This window comes from Stenotrophomonas sp., assembly GCF_050737575.1.
In the GTDB taxonomy this organism is placed as follows: domain Bacteria; phylum Pseudomonadota; class Gammaproteobacteria; order Xanthomonadales; family Xanthomonadaceae; genus Stenotrophomonas.
This window is the reverse complement of the sequence record NZ_JBOHXW010000001.1, coordinates 76239-96762: the sequence shown is the minus strand read 5'-3', so window position 1 is coordinate 96762 and position 20524 is coordinate 76239. Positions and strand designations below refer to the sequence as shown.

General features: G+C 64.4%; 19 protein-coding genes. All 19 read right to left on the bottom strand.

What is annotated here, in order from left to right; genetic code table 11:
• Window positions 1-7: 7 nt before the first annotated feature.
• Window positions 8-394, bottom strand: a complete 387-nt coding sequence (locus ACREP4_RS00485; protein WP_431594255.1) for a hypothetical protein — start codon at window positions 392-394, stop codon at window positions 8-10.
• Window positions 395-514: 120 nt separating this feature from the next.
• Window positions 515-1009 carry a chemotaxis protein CheW gene (locus tag ACREP4_RS00480; RefSeq protein WP_431594254.1) on the bottom strand — a complete coding sequence of 165 codons (495 nt, stop codon included), beginning with the start codon at window positions 1007-1009 and terminating at the stop codon, window positions 515-517.
• Between the two features lie 169 nt (window positions 1010-1178).
• Complete coding sequence (locus ACREP4_RS00475) at window positions 1179-1949, bottom strand: flagellar brake protein (protein ID WP_431594253.1); 771 nt, start codon at window positions 1947-1949, stop codon at window positions 1179-1181.
• 314 nt (window positions 1950-2263) lie between these two features.
• The gene (locus ACREP4_RS00470; RefSeq protein WP_431594252.1) at window positions 2264-4495 is read right to left on the bottom strand and encodes a methyl-accepting chemotaxis protein; all 2232 of its coding nucleotides are present in this window, start codon (window positions 4493-4495) and stop codon (window positions 2264-2266) included.
• 388 nt (window positions 4496-4883) lie between these two features.
• The gene (locus tag ACREP4_RS00465; RefSeq protein WP_431594251.1) at window positions 4884-7133 is read right to left on the bottom strand and encodes a methyl-accepting chemotaxis protein; all 2250 of its coding nucleotides are present in this window, start codon (window positions 7131-7133) and stop codon (window positions 4884-4886) included.
• A gap of 57 nt (window positions 7134-7190) precedes the next feature.
• Window positions 7191-7430 carry a hypothetical protein gene (locus ACREP4_RS00460; protein WP_431594250.1) on the bottom strand — a complete coding sequence of 80 codons (240 nt, stop codon included), beginning with the start codon at window positions 7428-7430 and terminating at the stop codon, window positions 7191-7193.
• A 275-nt stretch (window positions 7431-7705) separates the two neighbouring features.
• A complete protein-coding gene (locus tag ACREP4_RS00455; RefSeq protein ID WP_431594249.1) occupies window positions 7706-9688 on the bottom strand; it encodes a chemotaxis protein CheA in 1983 nt (660 codons plus the stop codon).
• Between the two features lie 36 nt (window positions 9689-9724).
• A complete protein-coding gene (locus tag ACREP4_RS00450) occupies window positions 9725-10090 on the bottom strand; it encodes a response regulator (RefSeq protein WP_038688521.1) in 366 nt (121 codons plus the stop codon).
• A complete protein-coding gene (locus ACREP4_RS00445) occupies window positions 10087-10395 on the bottom strand; it encodes an STAS domain-containing protein (protein WP_431594248.1) in 309 nt (102 codons plus the stop codon). Before ACREP4_RS00445 ends, ACREP4_RS00450 begins: the two co-directional genes overlap by 4 nt.
• A gap of 186 nt (window positions 10396-10581) precedes the next feature.
• On the bottom strand, window positions 10582-11562 hold the full coding sequence (locus tag ACREP4_RS00440; protein WP_431594247.1) for a chemotaxis protein CheW: 981 nt from the start codon (window positions 11560-11562) through the stop codon (window positions 10582-10584).
• Window positions 11559-12344, bottom strand: a complete 786-nt coding sequence (locus ACREP4_RS00435; RefSeq protein ID WP_431594246.1) for a ParA family protein — start codon at window positions 12342-12344, stop codon at window positions 11559-11561. The genes ACREP4_RS00440 and ACREP4_RS00435 overlap by 4 nt, the downstream gene beginning before the upstream one ends.
• Entirely contained in the window at window positions 12344-13288 is a 945-nt protein-coding gene (gene motD / locus ACREP4_RS00430) for a flagellar motor protein MotD (protein ID WP_431594245.1), read from the bottom strand. Before motD ends, ACREP4_RS00435 begins: the two co-directional genes overlap by 1 nt.
• Window positions 13289-13291: 3 nt before the next feature.
• Window positions 13292-14032 carry a flagellar motor protein gene (locus tag ACREP4_RS00425; protein ID WP_431594244.1) on the bottom strand — a complete coding sequence of 247 codons (741 nt, stop codon included), beginning with the start codon at window positions 14030-14032 and terminating at the stop codon, window positions 13292-13294.
• A 235-nt stretch (window positions 14033-14267) separates the two neighbouring features.
• On the bottom strand, window positions 14268-16094 hold the full coding sequence (locus tag ACREP4_RS00420) for a chemotaxis protein CheA (RefSeq protein ID WP_431594243.1): 1827 nt from the start codon (window positions 16092-16094) through the stop codon (window positions 14268-14270).
• Between the two features lie 3 nt (window positions 16095-16097).
• Window positions 16098-16718 (bottom strand): protein phosphatase CheZ, encoded by a 621-nt coding sequence (locus ACREP4_RS00415; RefSeq protein ID WP_431594242.1) that lies wholly within the window; start codon window positions 16716-16718, stop codon window positions 16098-16100.
• On the bottom strand, window positions 16718-17110 hold the full coding sequence (gene cheY / locus ACREP4_RS00410) for a chemotaxis response regulator CheY (protein ID WP_431594241.1): 393 nt from the start codon (window positions 17108-17110) through the stop codon (window positions 16718-16720). The genes ACREP4_RS00415 and cheY overlap by 1 nt, the downstream gene beginning before the upstream one ends.
• Window positions 17111-17123: 13 nt before the next feature.
• Complete coding sequence (locus ACREP4_RS00405) at window positions 17124-17876, bottom strand: RNA polymerase sigma factor FliA (RefSeq protein WP_431594240.1); 753 nt, start codon at window positions 17874-17876, stop codon at window positions 17124-17126.
• A complete protein-coding gene (locus tag ACREP4_RS00400) occupies window positions 17873-18757 on the bottom strand; it encodes a MinD/ParA family protein (RefSeq protein WP_431594239.1) in 885 nt (294 codons plus the stop codon). The genes ACREP4_RS00405 and ACREP4_RS00400 overlap by 4 nt, the downstream gene beginning before the upstream one ends.
• Window positions 18744-20426 carry a flagellar biosynthesis protein FlhF gene (flhF, locus tag ACREP4_RS00395; protein WP_431594238.1) on the bottom strand — a complete coding sequence of 561 codons (1683 nt, stop codon included), beginning with the start codon at window positions 20424-20426 and terminating at the stop codon, window positions 18744-18746. The genes ACREP4_RS00400 and flhF overlap by 14 nt, the downstream gene beginning before the upstream one ends.
• Between the last annotated feature and the right edge of the window lie 98 nt (window positions 20427-20524).

The following is a 20524-nucleotide window of genomic DNA, read 5'->3' as shown; positions in this document are numbered from 1 at the left end:
GGCTGGATTACTTGATGTTTGCCAACTTCAGGCCAGCCGGGGAGCTGACTTCGATTTCGGCGCGCGAGGAATCGCGCTGGATCTTGCCGATCACACAGACCGTCTTGCCTTCCAGCGTTTCCAGCGGGAAGCCGAACTTGCCGCGGTTGGCGCCGGCGATGCGAGCCGAGAAGGTGTGGCGCGGGAACATGCCGCCCATGTGCAGGAAGGTCGGCTGGCCCTCGGAGCCTTCGGCGTAGCGCGCCTTTTCGACCTTGCCGCAAACCATGCCGTCTTTGCCGGCGAAGCGTGCGGCGTTCTCCGGCGGGATCATTTCCGCGGTATCGGCGGCGGCATTGAAAGTGAAAGTAGCCAGGACGGCTGCCGAGAACAGCGGAAGCAGGTGCTTGTACATCTGTAATCTCCGAGAGGATATGTATGGCCCGCGGGGAGGCGGGCATACATTGGCTATCGGCAGTCGTCGCCAGTGATTTAAGTCACAAATTCAAAAATGTGACTTGAATATCACTTTCACTCAGGCGGCGACGTCTTCGACGGCAGCGGACTGGCCCAGATCGGCGATGTCGAGCAGGGTTTCGATGTCGAGCAGGATCAACATGCGGTCGTCCTGGGTGCCGATGCCGGAGATGAAGCGGGTATCCACGGCGGCGCCAAATTCCGGGGTCGGGCGGATCTGCTCGGCGGTGAGCGGGATCACGTCGGAGACGCTGTCCACGACGATGCCGACCACGCGGTCTTCCACGTTGAGCACGATCATCACGGTGAACGCGTCATAGCGCGCTTCGTCCAGGCGCAGTTTCAGGCGCAGGTCGATCACCGGCACGATGGTGCCGCGCAGGTTGATCACGCCCTTGATGTAATCCGGCGCATCGGGAACGCGGGTGACGGCGTCATAGCCGCGGATTTCCTGCACTTTGAGGATATCCACGCCGTAGTGCTCGTTGCCGAGGGTAAAGCTGAGGTACTCGCCGGCGGTGCCTTCGGCGGAGGTGCTGCGCGTGTCATTCATGGCGTTTCCTGATCCTGGCGTGGGCCGGTGGCTGTTGCACCGGTATCGGCGCCAGGGGCAGGGACTTTAGGACGGGAGCGGTAAGTGTCCCGGCCCGTGGTGAGCGTCAGCGCCTGCTTTCGTCGTTGCATGCATGCGTTACATGCTCAGCGCGGGCGATGTCCGGGCCTCACTCACCATTTGCACGCGCCTTGCGCAGGCGGTCGATACGGAAGATGTAGCGCTGGATCAGGGTATCGGCGCCGCGCGGCAAATCATCAAAGCGCAGGCCGACGCGGGTCATTTCCACACTGTTGGCCTGTTTTTGCAGACGAAGGTTGCAGGCGACCATGGCGGTGGTGATCGGCGGTGAATCGGGAATCTGCAGGACACAGCCGTGGTAGCGGCTTTGCAGGCTGAGCAGGCCCTGCGGTGCGGGCAGCATCAATGCGAGCCCGCCGGCGCTGATATCCAGCACCCGCCAACGGCTGGGTTCGCCGCCGTCGGGGTCGGGCAGCAGGCAATACGGCGAGTCGCCGACCGGCGTTTCCAGCCGATAGAACTCACGCCGTTGCAGGTGGTAGACCTCGTCCGGCAGCGGCACCTGGAAAGCGATGCGGCCGTCACGCTCAATGCGGCGCGGCTGCTGCAGCTGGAAGCGGACGGTGACTTTGTCCACCAGCCCGAAGCAGAGCAGGGTGGCTGCGCTTTCAGTGGCGCGGTTGAGCGAAGGTTGCGGGCTGGCGTCGAGCAGCAGGCCGTGTTCGTCCACTTCCAGTACGGCGCTGGGGAAGGACTGGTCACGGCCATCGGGATGCGCGTTGATCAGCGAACGCTGGTCGATCATCGACTGCAGCAAATGCCGGATCTGATGCCGGTTACGCACCATGTAACGGTCGTCGGCATACAGCTTGCCGGCGGCGCTGGAAGGAGTCGGCTCGAAGGGTTCGTTTACGGACATGGGTACGCTTGCGATGGGCCGAAAGACCAGTGGGCGAAAAACAAGCCACTGGAAACTGTGATAGCGGCCGCCCTTTTTACATCTTTAGCCCGGCTATTACGACCCCGTAGGCTCCGCGCGACAATCCGCGCCAGCCCGGACACGAACAGCGACACGCTGACTTGGCCAAGCCGGCAGCATGATCGCCGCCACCATTGGCCTGACCGGGACGCGCATGTCATCACTGCTGCGATGAAGTCGTGCCTTCCAGGTCGTATCCAAGAAGTCGGCGGCAGGCAGGCCGGAGAGTTTCCCGCCCGCCGCGGACAAGGCCCTTAGAACTCCTGCCAGTCGTTGCCGGTGGTTACCGGTGCGCGTGACGGCTGGCTGGGAATGGCGCGCAGGGTCGGTCGCGGCCGCTGCGCGGGCTTGGCGACGCTGGCGGCAACGCGAGCCAAGGACGCGCTGAGCGAATCGGAGAGGCGGAACTGCGCCACTGCGTCGGTGAGGTGCTGCGCCTGTTCTTCCATGGAGCGTGCGGCGGCGGTGGCTTCTTCCACCAATGCGGCGTTCTGCTGGGTGCTTTCGTCCATCTGCATGACCGTCTGGTTGACCTGTTCGATGCCGGCGGTCTGCTCCTGCGATGCGCCGGAGATGTCGGCCATGATCGTGGTCACGCGCTGCACCGAGGCAACGATGTCATCCATGGTGGTGCCAGCGCGCCGCACAAGCTGCGAACCCTCGGACACCTTGTCCACGGAGTCGTCGATCAGCGTTTTGATTTCCTTGGCGGCCGATGCCGAGCGCTGCGCCAGCGTGCGTACTTCCGTTGCGACCACCGCAAAGCCTCGGCCTTGGTCACCTGCGCGGGCGGCTTCCACCGCAGCGTTGAGGGCAAGGATATTGGTCTGGAACGCGATGCCATCGATGACGCTGATGATGTCGGCGATGCGTTGCGAGGATTGCTCGATGGACGTCATGGTGGTGACGACCTGGCCGACCACATCGCCGCCCTTGGCGGCGACTTCGGCGGCGCCGCGAGCGAGCTGATCGGCCTGACGTGCATGTTCGGCGTTCTGCCGCACGGTGGAGGTCAGTTCTTCCATCGATGCCGCGGTTTCTTCGAGATTGGCGGCCTGCTGTTCGGTGCGGCGTGAAAGGTCGTTGTTGCCGGTGGCAATTTCGCTGGCCGACAGGCTGATGCTGCCGCTCGATGCTTGAATGCGCGACACAATCACGGCGAGCTGGTCGATGCTGGCATTGCCGTCATCGCGCATGCGGGCGAACACGCCGTGGAAGTTGCCTTCCATACGCTGGGTCAGGTCGCCTTGGGCGATGGCCTGCAGCAGCTGCGAGAGATGGCCGAGATTGGTTTCGGTGGTCTCCATCAGCGAGTTGAGGCCGCCGACCATGTCGCGGAAATCGTGTTCGAACTGCCCGGCGTCGCCGCGCTGGCTGAAGTCGCCGATGGCGGCAGCACCGGCCAGGCGCTTGATCTCGTTGTTGATGGCCGACAGGCTGGCCTTGGTGCTGTCCATGGCATCGGTGATGACGGCTTTCTCGCCGGGCAGGCGGTCCATGTCGACCGACAGATCGCCGCGTGCGTAGTGACGCATCACTTCGACAACGCGCATTTTTACGCCGATGTGCTGCGCCACCACGGCGTTGACTTCACGCACCATGCGCCCGTATTCGCCGGGGAAGTTGGCTTCATCAATGCGGAAGCTGATCTGCCCTTCGTCGTGTTCGCGTGTCAGTTCCACCAATGCGGTGTTGACGGCCTTGAGTTGGCGTTGCATGTGTTGCATGGAACTGAGCAGCTGGCCCACTTCATCTTTGCGGGTGCTGTCGATGACGCCATCCAGACGGCCGCTGGCAACATCATCTGCGGTGCGCAACGCACTGCGGATCGGGCCGACGATGGAGCGGACGATGATCACCGCCATCACGGCGGACGACACGCCCAGCAACAGCATGAAAACAAGAATGGCGGTGATGCTGGCGGCCTGCGTTGCGGTGGCGCTTGCGGTCTCGCGGTCCAGCGCGGAAACGACGTAGCCACTGAGCTTTTCGACATCCTGGAACAGGTCGCGGCGGGCGATGCGCGACTGGTCGTTGGAGACAGCCTGAGCCACATCGAACTCGCCATTGGCGATGGCCTTGGACATTACGTCATGGGCGTCAAGATAGACCTTGGAGGTCTGCTGCATCTTGGCGTACAGCGCCTTCTGTTCTTCGCTGGCGGGCAGTGCTTCGTACTGCCGGCTGTGCTCGACCAGCTTCTGGCGCTGGTCGGCGATGCGCTGGTTGTACTCGGCAACGAACTCCGGTTCCTGCAGATGCGAAAGCTGGGAGAGCTCGGCGATGCGGATCTCGGCGAGATCGGCGCGGATGCGATCCAGATATTGAACGGCCGGCATGTAGCGCGTACTGACAGCGTCGAGCTGCACGCTGGCCTGCTTGAGTCGAACCACGGCAAAGCCGCCCATGGCGAGCGTGGCGATGGTGGTGAGGGTGAAAGCGACTGCGAGCTTTCGGGTGATCGTGAGGTTGCGAAAGAACTCCATCTCTTGCTCTCCGGATCGGCTGCTGAGTGGTCGTGCGATGGGGCGGCCGCGTCCTTTCATGGACGTACCGCCGTGAGGCGTGCACATCACCGCGTTGAAGCGGTGTGTTCAGAGCAGGTATCGGCGTCCAGCGTGTCTGGCTGTAGGAAATCCTATGAGAAGATTCTGAAACGTTCATCACAGAGCCTCACGCGAACTTCACATAACTGACGCGAGCGCACAGGTCAGTGCTGAAACGTGATAGGTCGCCGTAAGCGTTATTGTTACGCGTCACTTAATTCGCAGAAACTGCGAGATAGGGCGCCACCGCCAACGTTCATCGGCCAAAACGAAAACGGCCCCGTCGTTGTCAGACGGGGCCGTTGAACTGCGCTTGAAGGCAGGCTGATCAGAACTCCTGCCAGTCCTCACCGTTGGCGACCATCGGTTCCATGCGGCGCGGTGCCGAGGCCATGCGTGCAGGACGATAGCCGCTCGACGGTGCAGCGACGGCCGGCGCCGGCTTTGCGGCAGTGACCACGGCCGCCGGGCGCGATGTGGCGCTCACGCGGAACGCGGCAACCGCTTCGGTGAGAAGCACGGCCTGTTCTTCCATCGCCCGCGCCGCAGCGGTGGCTTCTTCCACCAGCGCGGCATTCTGCTGGGTGGTTTCGTCCATCTGCACCACGGTCTGGTTGACCTGCTCAATGCCGGCGGACTGTTCCTGTGAGGCTGCGGAAATCTCGGCCATGATGTCGGTGACGCGCTGCACCGAGGCGACAATCTCGCCCATGGTGGTGCCGGCCTCATTCACCAATGCCGAGCCTTCGCCAACCTTGCTGACCGAGTCTTCGATCAGGCCCTTGATCTCTTTTGCCGCACCAGCTGAGCGCTGTGCCAGCGTGCGTACTTCCGAAGCAACCACGGCAAAGCCGCGGCCTTGTTCGCCGGCACGGGCAGCTTCCACGGCGGCATTCAGCGCCAGGATGTTGGTCTGGAAAGCGATGCCATCGATCACGGAAATGATCTCGGCAATCTTCTTGGACGAGGCTTCGATGCCGCTCATGGTGGTGACCACCTGCTGCACCACATTGCCGCCTTGGCTGGCGACGCCGTGCGCGCCGATGGCCAACTGGTTGGCCTGACGGGCGTGCTCGGCGTTCTGACGCACGGTGGAGGTCAATTCCTCCATCGAAGCGGCGGTTTCTTCCAGGTTGGCGGCCTGCTGTTCGGTACGACGCGACAGGTCGTTGTTACCCGTGGCGATTTCGGTCGCGGCCAGGTTGATGCTGGAGGCCGCGTTCTGGATGCGGCCGACAATGCTGGCGAGTTGGTCAACGGTGGCGTTGGCGTCGTCACGCATCAGCGCGAACACGCCATTGAACTGGCCGTCCATGCGCACGGTGAGGTCGCCCTGTGCCAGTGCCTGCAGTACCTGCGAGACCTTGGCCAGGTTGCCGTCGGCGGTTTCCATCAGGTGATTCAGGCCGTCGACCATGTCGCGGAAGTCGTACTGATAGCGATCCAGATCACCGCGCTGGGTGAAGTCACCCGCAGCAGCGGCACTGGCCAGGCGCTTGATCTCGGTGTTGATCGCCGACAGGTTGGCCTTGATGCTGTCCACGGTTTCGGTGATGGCGGCTTTTTCGCCCGGCAGGCGATCAATGTCCACGCTCATGTCGCCGATGGAGTAGCGCTTGAGGATGTCCAGCGTGTCCTTGATGGTGCCCACATTGGCAGCGACCAGGCCGTTGGTGGCGCGCACCATCTGACCGTATTCGCCGGGGAAAGCGCGCTCATCCATGCGGTAACTGAGGCTGCCGGCGTCGTGCTGCTGTGCCATTTCGTTCTGCGCGGAAATCACCGACTGCAACTGCGTCTGCATGCGTTGCATCGACGACAACAGCTTGCCGATTTCGTCACGACGCGAGGTGTCGATACGGCGGTCAAGCTTGCCGGCGGACACGTCGTCAGCGACGCGGACGGCTTCTTCGAGCGGGACCATGATTGAGCGGATGATCGCCCAGGCCAGCACGGCAGACAGCAACAGGGAGAATGCCAGGACGCTGATCATGATGATCAAGGAATTCTTGTAGGCCTGCTTGGATTCGACACCTTGTTTGATCGACGCGGTCTGATTGTAGTTCGTCAGCAGCTTGAGCTGCTCGGCAAAGTCCAGGCGCGTTTGGCGCGATTGACCGCCAGAGATGCTGCGAGCCGTTTCAAAGTCATCTTGTGCGATGGCTGCTGCAATCTGTTCACGGGATGCGAAATAGGCGGCACGTGCAGCCTTTACCTTTTCGTAGAGTGCCATTTCCTCCGCCGAGCTTTCTGCATCGATGTCATCGTAGGCTTTCTCGGCGGCGTCGATCAGTGCGCGTGATTCGGCGATGCGCTCTTCGTAGTAAGCAAGCTCTTCGAGATTGCCCTGGTAGCCCAGCTGTGCCTGCTCGAAGTTGCGGTACTCACCCAGCTGAGCGCGCATTTCGCTCAGGGTTTGCACGGAAGGCACCCAGTTGTCGTTGATTTTCCCGAGCTGCTGGTCGGTAACGCTCAGGCGCCAGGCGCCAAACGTACCCAGCAGCAAGGTGAGAAGCCCGGTGCTGCAAAAGGCAACCAGCAGCTTTCGAGTGATAGACAGGTTCTGGAACCATTTCATTGGGGGCGTCTCCATTGCATTGAGCGTTGCGCGCAGGCCTTGAGGGGCTGACGGAACTTACGGTTGATTGAGCGAGGCGGCGGGCGCCTGTGGGGGGCTGAAACCATGACGTGCTGAGGTATCGGCGACCGGTGAGGGTTCTTGAGTGACCGAGAGAAACGCTGCTGAACGGTGTTCAGGCGCGTGATGGAAGCGGGCGTGCAGGCGCGAAAATTCAGCGCGGATGAAGCGTTTTCCCTTACCCGTTGCGGGATGGGATGGGCATAGTTTCTGCTGCACGTTTAGTGCGGTGGACATGCAGATCTGCAGATCGCGAGGCCGGCGGCAGCTCGAAAGTCAGTGCAACGCTACACATTCAACGTTGTGTCGGTGGTGCTGGGCGGCGGCAGGAACCGGCAACGCTTTGCGACGTATTCAGTGGCGCAATGGCACAGCCGAAATGCCGTGGATGGTGGTGTGCGCAAGCGCCCGCAATCCTCTCTAGCGGGGCACCTTCCCCGGGAAGAGGGGAGGATGCCCGGCACGCGTGAGAAGGAAGGCGGGCGTATGGCGTTTGGGCCGACGGAGGTGCTTTATGCCGCTTGCGGCATACGCAACGAGCGCACCAGCCCGCCGATATCGACGATCAAGGCGACGCGGCCATCGCCGAGGATGGTGGCGCCGGACACACCGCCAATGCGGCGGTAGTTGTTCTCGATGTTCTTGACCACCACCTGCTGCTGGCCCAGCAGTTCGTCCACTTCCAGCGCGATCTTCTGGCCATCGCTTTCGACCACGACAACCAGTGGGTCAGCGTGACTGTTGTCGCGATAGCCGTAGTGCTGGCCCAGCGCCAGAATTGGCAGGTATTCGCCACGCACGCGCAGCACGCGGCCTTCGCCGCCCATGGTGCGGATGTCTTCCGGCTGCGGCTGCAGTGCTTCAAGCACGTAGGCCAACGGCAGGATCAGTGTTTCGCCGGCGACCGAGACGGTCATGCCGTCGAGGATGGCCAAGGTCAGCGGCAGGCGAATCAATACGCGCGTGCCGGCACCTTCGCGGCTTTCAAGCTGCACTTCGCCGCCGAGCGCCTGGATGTTGCGGCGGACCACGTCCATGCCGACGCCGCGGCCCGACAGATCGGTGACCGCATCGGCAGTGGAGAAGCCGGGCTGGAAGATCAGGTCCCACACCTGTGAATCGGTGGGGTTGTCGGGCACGTTGAGGCCGCGTTCCAAGGCCTTGGCGAGAATCTTGTCTCGGTTCAGGCCGCGACCGTCGTCGCTGACTTCGATCACGATGTGACCGCCCTGATGCGATGCCGCCAACGTGATCGTGCCGGTTTCTTCCTTGCCGGCGTCGCGGCGTACGTCCGGCATTTCCAGACCGTGGTCGATGGAGTTGCGGACCAGATGCACCAACGGATCGGCGATCTTTTCGATCAGCCCCTTGTCCAGCTCGGTGCCTTCGCCAATGGTGCGCAGGCGCACCTGCTTGCCGAGGCGGCTGGAGAGGTCGCGAACCAGCCGCGGGAAGCGGCGGAACACCGCATCCACCGGCAGCATGCGCACGCCGATGACCGCTTCCTGCAGGTCGCGCGTGTTGCGCTCCAGCAGGTCGAGCCCGGCGAGCAGTTGTTCGGCGTGCGCCGGATCCAGGCCGCCCGACACCTGCTTGAGCATGGCCTGGGTAATGACCAGTTCGCCGACCAGATTGATCAACGCATCGACCTTGTCGACGCTGACGCGGATGGAGGATTCGGCTTCATGCGCGTGGGCGCCATTGGCGGCCGGCTTGGCTGCTTCGGCAGCCGCTGCGACAGCAAGCACCGGCTCGGCCGGTGCGGCTTCGATCGCAAGGCTCGGCGGTGCGGCAGGACGGATGTCCAGCTCGCAGTCGTCCACGACCCAGGCAAAGGTGTCTTCGATACGGCTGCGCGGCACCTTGCCAACCAGGCCAAGATCCCACGCCAGATAGGCTTCCAACGGATCCAGCTGCTCGAAGCCGGGCAGGCGCTGCATGCGCGGTTCGACGTGCAGCGAGCCGAGTGTTTCCAGTTCGCGAATGATGCGCAGCGGATCGTTGCCGCTCATGAACAACGATGGCGCCGGCACGAAGCCGATCTGCCACGCGTCCGGCGTGTCGTCCTGCTTGGCGACTGCCGCAGCCGCAGCCGGCGCCGGTGCTTCACCACTAAGTACGGCCTGCAGGCGGTCCGTAACGGCTTTCACTGCGGCCGGATCCGCCGCTTGGCCGTGCTCGGCTTCGCGCAGCAGCGCGCGAAGCACGTCGACCGAAGCGAGCATCGCATCGACGGCGTTGCTGGCCAGCGCACGCTTGCCCGAACGCAGTTCGTCCAGCAAGGTTTCGAGCACGTGGGTCAGGCTTGCGATGGCGTCGAAGCCAAAGGTGCCGGCGCCGCCTTTGATCGAGTGTGCAGCGCGGAACACGGAATTGATGATCTCCGGGTCCTGCGCGCCATCTTCCAGGGCAAGCAGGCCGGCTTCCATCGCATCCAGCCCTTCGCGGCTTTCTTCAAAGAAGGTGGCGTGGAAGCGTTGCAGGTCCATGCTCATCGGCGCGGTATCCGTTGGTAAGGCAGGTGAGGCTGATCAGCCCAGGACTTTCTGGACGGTGGCGACAAGCTGTTCGGGGTTGAACGGCTTGACCAGCCAGCCGGTGGCACCGGCGGCTTTGCCCTCGGACTTTTTGTCGGCAGCCGACTCGGTGGTGAGCATCAGCATCGGCGTGAACTTGTAGTCCGGCAGCTGGCGCAGCTCACGGATCAGCGAGATGCCGTCCATGTTCGGCATGTTCACGTCGGTCACCACCGCGTTGAAGCGCTGGCCCTTGGCGCGGCCCAGGGCGACGGCGCCGTCCTCGGCTTCTTCAACCGAGAAGCCGGCCGAGGTAAGGGCAAAGGAGACCATTTGGCGCATGGACGCCGAGTCATCTACCACCAGAATTCGTGCGCTCATGCGGCGTTCTCCACAGATTTCGTTGTGTCAGGGGTTGCTTCCAGACCGAGGGTCCGGAGGACGCCGAGCAAGCGCGCGGCGTCATGGAATGTTCCGGTTGCGTTGTCAAAAACGGTTGCGTGGCCGGCCTGTTGCCGGGCCAGCACAAACGCGCAGAGCACCTGCATGGCTGCGGTATGTACCCGCGAAACCTGGCTGGCGTCCACACGCAGTTCACCGCCTTGGCCAAGGTGCTGGGCCAATTGCTGTTTCAACTCGCTGGTGGTCTCGATACCGAGATCCTGCAACAGCGCCACAGTGCTCATCGTCGCTCCGGACAAACGTTACTGGGAGGTTTAGCGGCGTTGGGCCGGGAATCTTTAGGGCGGGTAGGGCAATGCGACAGAGAGTGTTAACGGACGCACGTTTCGGCACTCGCCCCTCCCCTTTTCGGGGCAAAGGAGAGGGCTGGGGTGGGGGGCTTTCCTGCGCCAAACCGCGCGCAGCCGAGCTCACTGCAGCAGACGTGTGGCATCCAGCAGGATCATCGGCTGACTGCCGACGCGGGCGATGCCACGGAACAGTTCGTTGGAAATCTGGCAGATGCGGGCGGTATCGGGTGGTTCGATCTGGGAGTCGGTGAGGCTGGCGACGTCCTCTACCGCGGAGACGCGCAGGCCCAGCACTTCGCCGTTTTCTTCCAGCACCACGATGCGGGTCTGTGGATCATCCGGCATGGCGGCGATGCCCAGGTGCAGGCACATGTCCATCACCGGTACGACTTGGCCGCGCAGGTTCATGATGCCGAGCATGGAGCTGTCGGTACCGCGCAGCGCCAGCAACGGCACGGGCAGCACCACTTCCTGCACCTTGAGCAGCTCCAGCGCGTAAGTCTGTTGACCGCAGCGCAGGCGCAACCAGCGTGAGGCGCGCTCGCTGGCGCGGCGGTTGTTTGGGCCGTTGGCCGGGTGGCGCGCCTGCGCCTGCAGCTCCTGCCAACTGTTGGGGCGAGCGGATTCCGGGGCCGGTTGCGCGCGTGCGATGGGGGCACGCGTTGGCGTTGGCATCGGCGCCGCGGTTGCTGCGCTTACACCGGCTGCGGTGTCGAAGGCGTTCTGCAATGCCGGGCTGTCGGCATGCGCCAGTTTGGCGCTCTCTGCCGGGCCGGTTTCGTAGATGACTTCGTCGGGCAGGTCGTCCCAGGTCGGCTTGGCGGCGTTGTCTGCAGCGACATCTGTGGGCGCTTGCGGGGGTTCAGGAGGCACGTCATCCCACGTGGGTTCTTCCGAAGCTGGCGGCTTGGCCTGCATCGCCGCCAGTGCTTCCTCGAAAGCGGCTTCCAAGTCAGCGCTGTCGCCGGGTATGGCAGCGGCCGTTCTGGGCGTTGGCAGAGGTGTTGCTGCGACGGCCACAGCCGGCGCTTCCACTGCAACCGGAATGGCTTCGGCCAACAGCTCGTCGAGGTAGTCGTCCAAGGCGCCAGCGGTGCTCATGCCGCCTCCTGTTCCAGTGCGCGGCCGTCTTCGCTGAGGATCCACTCCAACGCGCGACGGTACGCAGCGTGACCACGGCCCGGATAGTCGTCGCCCTGCAGCGGCAGGGTCAGCGCGGCCGCTTGGCTGATGCGGGTGTCCACCGGAATGGCGTCTTCCCAGACGCGGGCGCCGTGGCGGTCCTGCATCTGCTTGAGGGTTTCGTTACCGGTGCGGGTGCGGCGGTCGAACAGCGTCGGCAGCACCGAAATCGGCAGTGCGCGTTTGCGTGAACGCTGCACCATTTCGCCGGTGCGGACCATGCCGTCGAGTCCGTGCAAGGCCAGCGGCTCGGCCTGGGTGGGGATGATCAGGCGATCGGCAGCAGCCAATGCATTGATCATCAGCAAGCCGAGCGTGGGCGCGCAGTCGAGCAGGATGTAGTCATGGCGTTCGCCGTGGCGCGCAAGCGCCTGCTGCAAGGCCAGACCGAGACCGGGCTGGTTGGCGCTGCGCCGTTCCAGCGTGGCCAGCGAGGCTTGCGCGCACAGGTAGTCCAGCCCCGGAATGCTGCTGGCCCGGGCCAGTTCGGAAATTTCATGCGGCGGCGTCGCGAACAGTTCCTGTACGCCCTGCGGCACCGGCTCAAGCGGTACGCCGAAGGCACGGGTGAGCGAGGAATGCGGGTCCAGGTCGATCAGCAGCACCTTGTGGCCGCGCGCGGCCAGGCCTCGGCCGAGTGACAGCGTGGTGGTGGTCTTGCCGACGCCACCTTTCTGGTTGGCAATGGCCCAGATACGCATCATTGAACTCCTTCGATAACAGCAGGCACCGCGCCCGTGGCGGCGGATGCGCTGCCTGCCGGTGCTGCGGTGTCGGTGCGGGTGCTGGCGGTGGTGTTGCCAGCGCCTGGCAGATCGGCGGCCGCTGCGGAGTCGGCCAAAATGATGACCATCACCCGCCGATTGCGGTTGCGGCCTGCGGCTTGATCGTTGCTTTCGCGCGGACGGAATTCGCCATAGCCGACCATCGCCAGCCGTGCCGGTTGCACGCCGTGGTCGGCGAACAGATGGACCACGCTGGCGGCACGACCGGCGGACAATTCCCAGTTGGAGGGGAACTGCGCGGTGGCGATGGGCAGGTTGTCGGTGTGGCCTTCCACGCGCACGCCGTTGGGTGCGTCGAGCAGCACGTCGGCGAGTTTGCCCAAGGTGTCGCGGGCGCTGACATCCAGTGCGGCCGAGCCGGTGCTGAAAAGAATGTCGCTGTTGATTTCTACTTCCAGCCACAACTCGGTGCGACGCACGGTAATCACGCCCTGTTTGACCAGTGGCGCCAGCGTCGAGCTCAAGCGGTCGGCGATCTGGTTCAACTGGCGTTCGGCGCGCTTGAGTTGTTCCTGGTTGTGCGCGGACACAGGCAGTCGCATATGCGATGCCATCGATGGCAGTTGGGTGGGATCAGGCATGGCGCCGCCGGTCATGCTCGGCGAGCGGATCACCGATGGCGTGTCATGGCCGCCGCCCTGGATCTGCATGTTGCCGACCTGCACCTGGGTGATGGTGCGCGGCGCGCCGCCAAATGCAGTGGACAGCGAGTCGGCCATCACCCGGTACTTGCCCTCGTTGAGCGAGGAGATGGCGTACATCACCACGAAAAAAGCGAGCAACAGGGTCATCAAGTCGGCGTAGGGAATGGCCCAGGCTTCGTGATTGCCGTGCTCTTCGTGGCGCTTGCGACGTGCCATGGCTCAGTTCACGAACCCGGCAAGGCTGTTTTCGATGTTGCGCGGGTTCTCGCCCTGGGCGATGGCGATCAGGCCTTCGATGACCATTTCGCGTTCGCGGGTGGTGTGCGCGATCACGCCCTTGAGCTTGGCCGACACCGGCAGAAACAGCAGGTTGGCCGAGGCGATGCCGTAGATGGTGGCGGTGAACGCAGCCGCGATGCCGTGGCCGAGCTTGCTCGGGTCGGCCAGGTTCTTCATCACTGCGATCAGGCCCAGTACGGCACCGATGATGCCCAGCGTCGGTGCGTAGATGCCCATGCCCTCGAATACTTTGGTGGCGGCCAGATCCTGCTGCTCCTGGCTGCCCAGTTCGATCTCCATCATGTGGCGGATGGTGTCCGGCTCCACGCCATCCACCACCAACTGCAGGCCTTTGCGGATGAAGGCGTCGTCCTGCATGTCCACTTGTGGCTCCAGACCGAGCAGGCCCTGACGGCGAGCGATGTTGCTCCAGTCCACGATCTGCTGGATCAGGGCGCGACGATCCGTTGCCGGCGGCTTGATCACCCAGCGCACGATCTTGAAAGCGTGCTTGAACACGGCCGGCGAGGTATGCAGCAGGATCGCGGCAAGCGTGCCGACGATGACGATCACAAAGGCTGCGGGCGACCACAACGAGGACAGGCCGGCACCTTTGAGGATGCTGCCGCCCACCAGTGAGAGCAGGGCGAGGAAAAGTCCAATGATGCTGAGTCGGTCCATGGTGTTGGATATCGGCCTGGTGAATGCGGTCTTGAGTTGGTGAGGCGGGAGCGGATGTGTTGGCTGGTGCTTGAGCCCCTCTCCCGCGTGCGGGAGAGGGGGTGGGGTGAGGGAGGCTTCTAGCTCAAAAGCCCCTCACCCGCCCTTCGGGCACCCTCTCCCGCAAGCGGGAGAGGGGAGGTTGGATTGCAGCCTTCATGTACGGTCCGCCACATTGCGTGCTCGCGTACGCCACTTACCCCTGCACTCCACGCAAGCCATCCACGTCGAGAATCAGTGCCATGCGGCCGTCGCCGATCAAGGTGGCGCCGGCATAGCCCTTGAGGCCGCGCAACGCGCGGGGCAGTGGCTTGATGACGACTTCCTCGCGGCCGCGCACTTGATCCACCACCAATCCGAAACGGGTTTCGCCCATCTGCAGCACCACGATGGTCAGCAGCGTGGTCGGCATCGGCGTGACGCCCAGCCATTGGCGCAGGTCCAGCAATGCCAGCGTGTGGGTTTTGCGATCAAGTACGGCGCGGCCATCAAACCAGCCCAGCGAGGTGGCCGGTGCATGCAGCACTTCCATCACGCGGGCCAGCGGCAACGCGTAAACGTCTTCGCCTGCTTGCACCAACAACGTCGGCAGGATCGCCAGCGTCAGTGGCACGCGGATCAGGAAGCGGCTGCCTCGGCCCAGTTCGGACTGGATTTGAATCTGCCCGCTGAGTTCGCGGATGCGCGACTGCACCACATCCATGCCAACGCCACGGCCGGAAATGTCGGTGACCTGCTGCTTGGTCGAGAAGCCGGGCAGGAACACCAGATGCAGGCATTCTTCGCTGGTCAGGCGGGCCGCCGCTTCGGGATCGATCAAGCCTTTTTCGCGGGCCTTGGCGCGCAGGCGTTCGGGGTCGATACCGGCGCCGTCGTCCTGCACCTCGATGCTGACGTAGTCGCCCTCCTGCTGCGCCGAAAGCCGCACGCGGCCCATGCGTGGCTTGCCCTGGGCTTCGCGCAGGTCGGGTTTTTCCACGCCGTGGTCGATGGCATTGCGCACCAGGTGCACCAACGGGTCGGCCAGTGCTTCAACGAGGTTGCGGTCCAGCTCGGTGTCTGCGCCGATCAGCTCCAGGTCCACTTCTTTCTGCAGCGAGCGGGCGACGTCGCGGGCGACTTTCGGGAAGCGCGAGAACACCTTGCCGACCGGCTGCATGCGCGTGCGCATCACCGCCGATTGCAGGCGGGCGGTGGCGATATCCAGCGTGGAGACGGCGCGGTCGAGTTCTTCGTCCTTCAGGCGCGTGCGCAGCGTCTTGAGACGATTGCGCGACAGCACCAGCTCGCCGATCAGGTTGACGATGGCATCCAGGCGCTTGGTGTCCACGCGGACGGTTTGTTCGGGTTCGGCGGTCTTTGCGGCTGCCGCCTTGGGTGCAGCCGCAGGGCGTGGCGCAACCGGCTTGGCCGGTGCAACGGCTACGGCGACTGGCGCAGCAACTACCGCACCCGGTGCGGCGCCGCCGTGCAGCTGATCAAGCAGGGCCTCGAATTCGTCCTCGCTGATCAGTGCGTCATCGGCCTTGGTAATCACAGCGCCGGGCACGGTGCCGCCATGCAGCTGGTCGAGCAGGGCTTCAAACTCGTCTTCGCTGATCAGGTCACTGTCGGCGTTGACCTGTGCAGCCACCGCAACCGGTGCGGCGCTGACATCGAACTGTGCGATCAGCGTGGCCGGCGCATGTTCCGGATCGGTGCCGTTGGACACGGCATCAAGCATCGATTGCAGCCAATCCAGCGATTGCTGGGCGGCATCAAAGTGATGGGCCAGCAGTTCGGCCTTGCCGGCGCGGGCCATGCCGAGGGTTTCCTCAGCGGCGTGGCACAGCTCGACCATCGGGTGGATCGCCAGAAAGCCAGCACCGCCCTTGAGCGTGTGGAAACCACGGAACACGGCGTTGAGCTGGTCGCTGTCCTGCGGCGCCTGTTCCAGCGCCACCAGTTGCTCGCCCAGCCGATCGAGGATCTCCTGCGCTTCGAGGATGAAATCGGCGGCGATGTCGTCGGCAAAGGCGCTCATGGTTTACAGCCCCAGGTCCGACAACAGATCGTCGGCGTCATGTTGGGATACCGCATGGCGATCCAGGCCCTTGAGTGCCGGGCCGGCCAAGCCCGGGGAGCTGGCTTCTTCTTCGGTCGGCGGCAGGCCGAGTGCGCCAAAACCTTCATGCACGCGGCGCACGATGCCAACCACGCGGCGGATGATCTGCCCGGTGAGGTCCTGGTAGCTCTGGGTGAGCGCCACTTCGGTGAGGTTGTGGCGGATGCGGTCGAGCAGCTGATCCTGATCTGGGTTGAGGCCGCCGGCGCGCAGACGTTCGGTCAGCTCGCGGCATTCCTCGGCCAGATCCAGCGTGCGATGCGTGGCCTGTTCGGTCATCTGCACGACGTGATCCAGACGCGCGCAGGCATCGTCCAGTTCGCCGGCTTCGGACGGTACGCTCGGCAGTTCGCCCAGCGCCTGGCCCAGCTCGCGGGCCAAACGGCCCAGGCCGGCCATCATCGGCTGGGTACGCAGTGCAGCCAGCGCGTCGATTTCCCGGCGCCAGCTGGCTTCATCCCCGTTTTCCAGTGCCGCCAACGCATCCTGCAGGCGCTGCACCAGGGCCGATTTGTCGCTCAGTGCTTCGGCGTGCAGGTCCATCAGGCGCTCGCTGCCAGGCGTTCAAAAATCTTGCCGAGTTTTTCTTCCAGCGTCTGCGCGGTGAACGGCTTGATGATGTAACCGTTCACGCCGCACTGCGCGGCCTCGATGATCTGCTCGCGCTTGGCTTCGGCGGTGACCATCAACACCGGCAGGGTCTTGAGCTTGGCGTCGGCGCGGATGGCCTTGAGCAACTCGATGCCGGTCATCACCGGCATGTTCCAGTCGGTGACCACGAAATCAAACGGCTGGCTTTGCAGCAGTGACAGCGCGGCATGCCCGTCCTCGGCTTCGGCGGTGTTGGTGAAGCCCAGATCGCCGAGCAGGTTCTTGACGATGCGACGCATGGTCGAGAAGTCGTCAACGATCAGGATGCGCATGTTCTTGTTCAAAGGATGTTCCTCTTCATGGGTCCCCAAGGCCGGCGTCAGCGGACTCGAAACTCTTCAGCCGGCCGCGCAGACGCAGCGTGGCCTGGCCGTGGATCTGGCAGACGCGTGACTCGCTTACGCCGAGTACCGCGCCGATTTCTTTCAGGTTCAATTCCTGCTCGTAGTAGAGCGAGAGCACCAGTTGTTCGCGTTCGGGCAGCAGCGCGATGGCCTTGCCCAGCTCGGCGCCGAATTGGCTGCGTTCGAGCATTTGTTGCGGGGTCGGGCCGCCAGTGGATGGCGTGTCCAGCTCACCGTGGTCTTCAATGCGCGATTCCAGGCTCAACACCTGGCCGCGCGACGCGTCCTCGATCAAACGCATGTATTCGGGCAGTGGGATTTCCATCGCCTCGGCCACTTCGCTGGCGCTGGCGGTACGGCCGCTGGCTTGTTCCAGGCGCCGGATGGTGGCGGCGGCATCGCGGGCGCGGCGGTGTACCGAGCGCGGCACCCAGTCGCCACGACGGATCTCGTCGATCATCGAGCCACGGATGCGGATGGAGGCATAGGTCTCGAACGAGGCGCCTTGTTCGGCGTCGTAGCTGCGCGAGGCTTCGATCAACCCCATCATGCCGGCCTGGATCAGGTCATCGACTTCCACGCTTGCCGGCAAGCGCGCGGCCAGATGGTGGGCAATGCGACGCACCAGGTCGGAATGACGGGCAATGCATTCATTGGCGGCAGTGCGTTGGACTTCGCGGTATTGGGCATGGGCTGCGGCGTTCATGCGCTCACCTTCTGCTGGAGGATGCGTTCCAGGAAGAATTCAACGCCGCCGCGCGGTGCGGTAGGCGCCTGCCAACGGGCGGTGCGACGGGCGATCTCCTGGATCGCCAGCGACGCCGGTGCCGACGGATACAGCTTCACCACCGGCTGCTGGCGCTGCACCGACAGGCGCAGCCAGTCGTCCTGCGGGACGCAGCCCAGGTAGTTGAGCGAGACATCGATCAGGAACTTCTCGCAGACCCGCACCAGCTTTTCGTACAGGGCGCGGCCTTCATTGGGATCGCGGGCCATGTTGGCCACGACCTGGACGCGGTCCACGCCGCGTTCGCGCGACAGCACCTTGATCAGTGCATAGGCGTCGGTGATGGAGGCCGGTTCATCGCAGACTACGACCACGGTGTCCTGCGCGGCCTGGCAGAACGTCAACACGCTGTCGGTGATGCCGGCAGCGGTGTCGATGATCATCACGTCGAGGTCGCGTTCCAGCTCGGAGAACACATTGACCAGGCCCACGTGTTCGGCCGGTTGCAGCTCGGCCATGTGCCGGCGGCCCGACGCGGCTGGAACCACCAGCACGCCGTTGGGGCCTTCGATGATCACTTCTTCCAGCGTGCAGCGCCCGGCGACCAGGTCGGCCAGGGTGTGCTTGGGATGCAGGCCGAGCACCACGTCGATGTTGGCCAGGCCCAGGTCGGCGTCCAGCAACAGCGTGCGTTTGCCCATGCCCGCCAGTGCCACGGCCAGGTTGGCCGAGACATTCGTTTTGCCCACGCCACCCTTGCCGCCGGTGACGGCGATGGTACGCACCGGGCCCGCCGGATCGCGCCGGGTGGCCGATAGCGGGAAGGTGTGGGTCAGCTTGGCGTACTCACGCGACTGCATTGTTCAACTCCGGATTGCAGGGCATATCGGCCGCGCGGCGCAAATCTTCAAGGCGAAGTACAAGATTGGCGGCCGAGGCCCGGTGCAGGTCCTGCGGCACGTCCTGTCCGTCGGTCACCCAGGTGATCGGCAGGCGGTGATCGACGGCCACCGACAGGGCCGAACCGAAGCGGCCGGTTTCGTCCAGCTTGGTCAGCACCAAGCCTTGCGGATTGGCGGCGCTGAAGCGGCGCACCACTTCGTCCATGTCCTGGAACGAGGTGTTGGCCGGCAACACCAGCAGGGTGCGGATCTGGCCGGCGGCGCGCAGCCACTGCAGCTGGGCGGTGAGCGCGCGGTCGCGCTGGCCCAGGCCGGCGGTGTCGATCAGCACCAGCTTGTAGTCGGCCAGGCGCTCCAGTAGCTGGTTGAGGTTGGTGCTGCTGTTGGCCTCGTGCACGGCAATGCCGAGCTGGCGGCCGAAGCCGTACAGCTGCTCGCGGGCGCCGATGCGCTGGGTGTCGGTGGTCACCAATGCCACGTCGCGGGCGGCGTGGGTGTCGGCAAAGCGCGAGGCCAGCTTGGCGATGGTGGTGGTCTTGCCGGCGCCGGTGGGGCCGACCAGGGCGATCACGCCGCCGGCTTCGATCGGATCGATGGGCGCGATCGGCAGCTTGCGCGAGATCAGGCCGAGCATCAGGCCACGGGCGCGGTGTGGATCGGTGTCGGCGGGGATCTGCATCACCACATCGCGCGACAGCCCGGCGTCGAAGCCGTATTCGTCCATCAGGTCCAGCGCATTGCCGCGCACTGCGCTGCCACGCAGGCGTTCGTCGGTGAAGCGGTTCATCTCGCGCTCGATCATCTGGCGCATGCCGACCACTTCTTGGCGCAGCTGGCTGAGCTCGCGCTCGTTGCCGGCGTCGGCGATGGTCTGGGCGATGCTGGGAGCAGCGACGGCGGCTGCTTCGGCGGCGGCGGCCGGTGCGATGGTGGCAGCAGCCACCGGAGCGGGTTCCTGTGCCGGTGCAGCAACTACCGGAGCTGCGTCGAACACGGCCTGAGGAACAACCGCTGCGATCGGTGCGTCGTCCTGCTGCGGTGGATCAATGAAGAAGCGTGCGCGTTCCACCGGGCGCTCGTTGGCGACTTCCGGCAACTGCGGCGGGGCGATGTTGACCGCTGCGCTGGCAGCGGGACGGAAAACCGGCACCACCGGCGGTTCGTCGGCGCTGGCGGGCAGGGTGGCGTAGCGCTGCGCTTCCATCTGCGGCTGCAGCTGCACATCGTCGGCCGAGGGGCGCTTGAGCAACGAGGCAAAGCGGCTGCCCGGTGCCAGTTCGATGCTGCTGTCGATGGAACGACCGGTGGCGCCGACGGCCGAACGCGCCAGTGCGGCGACGGCCGAGGTAGTGACGCTGACCGGCTCGGGCTCCGGTGCCCGGCGGCGGGTGACGGCGGCCATGATGGCCTCGGCGGCGCTGCGCGGCTTGGACGCTGCCGGCGCGGCCGGGCGGTTCGCTTCCAAGGCATGCTGCACGGCGGTTTCGTCGTAATGGGCGGCCGCCACGATCTCCACGCCTTCTTCAATGCGGCGGTTGGAAAGGATGACGGCATCCGGCCCGTGTTCCTTGCGTACCAGGTTCATGGCGGTGCGCATGTCGGCGGCGACGAAACGTTTGATCTTCATGTTCTGGTACCGGGAGTGGGGCTGGCCCGAAGCAGCGGCGTTGGCGATGGCGGTGTCCTGCATGGCGTGGCGTGCTCCTTCGTGGCGGGATGTCTGGT